The organism is Herbaspirillum sp. B65 (assembly GCF_000333555.1).
In the GTDB taxonomy this organism is placed as follows: Bacteria; Pseudomonadota; Gammaproteobacteria; order Burkholderiales; family Burkholderiaceae_D; genus Herbaspirillum; species Herbaspirillum rubrisubalbicans.
The window spans coordinates 1-4287 of sequence record NZ_BADI01001006.1; the positions used below are offsets into that span (position 1 = coordinate 1).

Here is a 4287-nt window from a genome sequence, read left to right on the forward strand (position 1 = left end):
ATTGCAGGCACTCGTGTGGTTCTATTGGGCTTTGATATAGACCAGGCGCAACGCGCTGGCTGCCTGGGTTTTGCGATTGAGCGTCATGACCTGAAGACGGGCGAGGTCGTTTGGATGCGGGGCATGAAGACGTTTGAAAAAACCCAGCCGCATACCACTTTGGGTCAGATGTTTTCGTCGCTGCAACATCCGTTTCAGTCATTTCAGTGGTCGGACTACAGCGTCAATCCCGGTCAGGGCTATACATACGAAGTCCACCCTACTTATGGAACTCCTCAGGCCCTGGAAGTGCGGGATGGCGCTGAAGTGACCGTATCAACCGAGACCGAATGGGGTGAGCCGCATTCGGTTTTTTTCAACCGTGGAAGCGTTGCCACGCAAGAATATGCCAGACGATTCCAGAACCGCCGCCCCAGTGAAGTAGGCCAAGCCGCCTATGACTGGCTGTCGCGTGGCTTGCATGAAGCACTCCTGGCTTTTATTGCGCGTGCAGATAGTTCCGATTGGAAAGTGTATGCGGCCATCTATGAATTCCAGGATGCTCCGGCTTTGGATGCCTTAGCCCAGGCCAGCGCCAGAGGTGCCGAGGTGCACGCATTGTTTGACGCGATTCCCGGAGACGATCATCCGCTGGTCAAGAACGAAAAAGCGATTGCTGCGGCAGGTATCGACGCCTTATGCATCCCCCGCACGCACGGAAAAATAATGCACAACAAGTTTGTTGTGTTGACTTACAAAGGTACGGCTAAAGCGGTTTGGACTGGCTCCACCAACTGGACTGAGAACGGTATCTATGGGCATTCCAATCTAGGTCATGTGGTGCAAGACGATGTGCTGGCTCAAGCCTTCCTTACCTATTGGGAACGTCTATCGACAGACCCGAAGACTGACCGTACCTCAGACTACAAAGCCAGCAATGTGGCGCAAACGCCAGCCCCAGTGGCCGATTGGCCTCGGAGCTTGGCATGTGTTTTCTCTCCGCGCAGCAACCCGGATGCGTTGGACTGGTACGGTGAGCTAGCGGCAAGCGCATCCAGCGGTTTGTTTGCAAGCTTTGCTTTTGGAATGAATAAGGTCTTCCAGAAGGTTTTTGCGCGTGATGATGATGTTTTACGATTCGCCCTGATGGACAAGCGCACCGCACAGACGCGTGAACCGGCCAGAAGCAACGACTTGGCAGCGATTCATGCGATTGCCGCACGTAAGAATGTGGTGCTGGCCGTCGGCAACAACATCGTGACCAACGAGTTTGATCGTTGGTTGGCCGAGATGCACCAGATCGTTGACCATGTCAATGTGCCGTGGATCCATACCAAATACATGCTGATAGACCCCTTGGGGGATAAACCGATTGTCATCTCGGGGTCGGCTAACTTCAGCGATGCAAGCACCACGGAAAACGATGAGAACATGCTTGTGATTCACGCAGACAAGCGTGTTGCAGACATCTACCTGGGGGAATTCATGCGCTTGCATTCGCACTACGCCTTTCGCGAGGCTGTGGCGATACATGTCGAGCACGGAGGAAAACCTGACGATTGGCGACCGCAGTATCTGCTGGATACTGATGCGTGGCAGTCTCCTTACTTCAATCCCGACGATTCTTCCGGGCGTTTCTTGCGTCGCCAGTTTTTCGCGCAAGCCATGAGTCTATGAAATTGCCTGAATTCAACTAACAGAGGAAATCCATGCCTATTGTGCCATCCTTGACCTCCTTATCGGAGGGGGGACGCCACAAGGTGTTCGTTTGGATTATTTTCGTGACCCTGCACTGCTCAATGTCCATATGGTCGTGCAGGAGTCAGCTGATGCGTGACAGACCATAGGGAAGTTCCTTGAAACTCAGCTCGGCAAGGTCGCCACGATGAACATGCGCTGGAACGGCAGCAAGGTGCTGCCATCAGCGCGCGGTGGATAAGCCAGTTGCATACGGCGCGCATAATCAGCCCGGAACGCCTGCAGTTGCTCTCCCTCCATTTTTTCCAGATAGGGTCGCAGGCTGCTGCCGCTGGCCCATTGCAGTACCGGGTCCGCTCCCTTGAGGATATGCAGGTAGGTCGTCTGCCAGATGTCCAGGGTGGCCACCTGCGGTCGCAGCAGGTCGTAATAGCTGCCCATATCCAGTACATTGCGTCGCTCCGACACTTCGCCCAACACACCGGCATACGCGGGTGAGCGCGCCAGCTCCACCTGTGCCAGTCGCAACGGCGCGTCGTGCATCACCGGCATCTGCACTGCCAGGCAACCACCCGGATTGAGGAAGGAGAGCAGCCGCGGAAACAGTTGCGCGTGATCGGGCAGCCACTGCAAGGTCGCATTGGTGTAGATCAGGTCCAGCTTGTGCTCGGGGACCCAGTGATTCAGATCGGCTGCGACGAAGCGGACCTGGGGCACGCTCACGCGCGCCTTGGCCAGCATGTCCTCGGAACCATCCACACCGAGCACCTCGGCCTCTGGCCAGCGCTGCTGCAGTATGGCGCTCAGGTTGCCGGCACCGCAACCAAGGTCGAGGATGCGCGCGGCTGTCTGTGTTGGCAGATGCAACATCAGGTCCAGCGCGGGGCGCAGGCGTTCGCCGCCGAATCGCAAATACTGGGCGGCATCCCATTGGACCTGGGGTTGTTGAGTGTCTTGAGAGTCTGGCATGGGTTGCTCCTGTATGGTTTTTGCACATCTTGAGCGCTTCAGGAGAAGCAGTAAAATGAAATTATTTCGAAGATTAATAAGTTTTCCTCATGAAAATAGACATCCTCGGTGTGCAGGCGTTTGTCACGATTGCCGATCAAGGCAGCTTTCAGGGGGCTGCCGGTGCATTGCATGTGACACAAACGGCAGTGACGTTGCGTTTGCGCAAGCTGGAGGATTTTCTGGGCGTAACGTTGATAGAGCGCACTACACGTTCCATCGCGCTCACGGCGATCGGACAAGACTTCCTTCCTCAGGCGCGGCGACTCCTTGCCGAACTGGCCGAGGCTCTCGTGGAGATTCGAGAGACGGGTATTGCTCGACGTGGAGACGTCTCGATTGCCTGCGTACCCACCGTAGGCGTGCAGTACCTGCCGCGTATCATGCAAGCATATTCTGCGCGTTATCCGCACAACCGCATCAAGATCCTCGATCACGCCTCATCGGCCGTGGCGGAAGCTGTGCTGCGTCGTGAGGTGGAATTCGGCATCACTATTGCGCGGGAACATCATCCCGAGCTCGTCAGCATGGCGCTGACCGAAGACAGGTATGTACTGATTTGCCATAAAGATCATCCGCTGGCCAGACGGCGCCGCATCGCCTGGATGCAACTGCAGTCCTATCCACTGATCTTTGCGGGCGAGGTGAGCGGCAATCGGGCCTTGCTTGATCCGGCGCTGAAAGCCAATGGCTTCGTCTTGCGCTCCTTCTATGAAGTGCAGCGCAGCTCGACAGCCGTGGGATTGGTTGCCCAAGATGTGGGGGTGGCTGTCGTACCGAAGCTGGCCATGCAGGAAGGTGCCTATCCCAATGTGCGAATGATAGAACTGGTCGACCCTGTCGTTTCCCGCACTCTTGTTCTGATTACGCGCAAGGCTGCCCATCTGTCGCCGGCAGCTCAGGCGCTCTACGACATGATCCGGGAACAAGAAAGTAACAGTTGAGAGTAAGTGCCAGGCCCATCAGCAAGCCCACCGGAATGCCCAGCAAGACGGCGACGACGCATCTGGTGAGGATGCGCAGGAGGTTCGCACCGACGTGTTCGGTCAGTGTGGCATTGGCATAGCCGTCTTCCCAGATACCTTGCGCGACGCTGAGCACCTTTCGGTCCGAGAGACGCCGGCAAACCTCAGGCCCATATCCAGATGAGCAGATCGAGGTAAGCGTCTGCCACGAAAAACACTTCCAAGGCTCGCCCCCCGATCACTGGTAAGCGCACCAAGCGCTGCAAGTCGGAAAACCATGAGCGCTGCAAGCCCATTGGCGCGGATCGGGTGATTAGTTTGGATAGAAAGGCACATCATCAAGGCAACGGAATATCACAGGTGGCTCCGTTTTATAACATTCTATTCTGCGAATAAAAACGCGAATGTTTTCATGGAAATTTATTGTTCAGCTTACTTTTTTCCACCCTTTGTACCTTCTTGTCGATCAAATTTCACTGTAGAGCTTTCTTTTAGTGCTTTGATTATGCGTTTTTCTCAGAGTGAAAACAACGATTCTCAGAGAGAAAAGGGGATCTAATTAATACTAACAAAAACTTACAATTGTTATTCCCAATTCATCGTTTTGTAAGTAATTCGTCAGCAATAAACGGAGCTA

General features: G+C 54.9%; 3 protein-coding genes. 2 read left to right on the forward strand and 1 reads right to left on the reverse strand.

Annotated elements, in window-relative coordinates; genetic code table 11:
- The coding region (locus I5W_RS23790; RefSeq protein WP_148289192.1) for a phospholipase D-like domain-containing protein at positions 1 to 1656 on the forward strand (1656 nt) is incomplete at its 5' end.
- A 186-nt stretch (positions 1657 to 1842) separates the two neighbouring features.
- Here the strand turns inward: I5W_RS23790 and I5W_RS23795 are convergent.
- Complete coding sequence (locus I5W_RS23795) at positions 1843 to 2646, reverse strand: methyltransferase domain-containing protein (protein ID WP_044531108.1); 804 nt, start codon at positions 2644 to 2646, stop codon at positions 1843 to 1845.
- 89 nt (positions 2647 to 2735) lie between these two features.
- On the opposite strand from I5W_RS23795, the gene I5W_RS23800 reads away from it, so the two are divergent.
- Positions 2736 to 3629 carry a LysR family transcriptional regulator gene (locus I5W_RS23800; RefSeq protein ID WP_044531109.1) on the forward strand — a complete coding sequence of 298 codons (894 nt, stop codon included), beginning with the start codon at positions 2736 to 2738 and terminating at the stop codon, positions 3627 to 3629.
- The last annotated feature ends 658 nt before the right edge of the window (positions 3630 to 4287 follow it).

What these genes read in the sequence shown, in the direction of transcription:
- I5W_RS23795 (WP_044531108.1), bottom strand. Translation starts at nt 2,646, where the DNA reads ATGCCAGACTCTCAAGACACTCAACAACCCCAGGTCCAATGGGATGCC.
- I5W_RS23800 (WP_044531109.1), top strand. Translation starts at nt 2,736, where the DNA reads ATGAAAATAGACATCCTCGGTGTGCAGGCGTTTGTCACGATTGCCGAT.